Source organism: Corynebacterium sp. UBA2622 (assembly GCF_002339505.1).
Taxonomy (GTDB): Bacteria; Actinomycetota; Actinomycetes; order Mycobacteriales; family Mycobacteriaceae; genus Corynebacterium.
The window spans coordinates 308,019-308,524 of sequence record NZ_DDJO01000009.1 but is presented as its reverse complement, the minus strand read 5'-3'; the positions used below and the strand labels follow the sequence as shown (position 1 = coordinate 308,524).

Genomic DNA, 506 nt, shown 5'->3' with positions numbered 1-506 from the left:
CCCGGTGACATGGCTCGGAACCCCGCGCAGATGCCGGCCAAGGCGGCCGCTGGCGGCCGCACACGCGGCGGCAAACAGGGTGGGCCCGGCGGCCGCGGACGCGGCCAGGGCGGACCGGGCGGTCCGGGCCAGGGCGGAGGCTTCCGCGGACGCGGTGGCCGTCGCGGTGGCACTGCCGGCGCGTTCGGCCGTCCGGGTGGAGCACCCGGGCGCGGGCGCAAGTCCAAGCGTCAGAAGCGCAACGAGTACGAGGAGATGCACCAGCCGAACGTCGTCGGCGGTGTGCGTCTGCCCGACGGCGGCGGCAAGGCCGTCCGCCTGCGTCAGGGTGCGACCCTGTCCGACTTCGCCGAGAAGATTGGCGCCGAGGCCTCGAGCCTCGTGCAGGCGCTGTTCAACCTCGGTGAGATGGTGACCGCGACCCAGTCCGTGCCGGAGGAGACCCTCCAGATTCTGGGTGCCGAGATCAACTACGAGGTCCAGGTCGTGTCCCCGGAGGACGAGGA

At 72.9% G+C, this 506-nt stretch carries 1 protein-coding gene; it reads left to right on the top strand.

Translation table 11 applies throughout. From position 1 onward, the window contains the following. A partial coding sequence (locus tag B3611_RS04100) for a translation initiation factor IF-2 N-terminal domain-containing protein (protein ID WP_291313793.1) occupies positions 1 to 506 on the top strand: 506 nt, incomplete at both ends.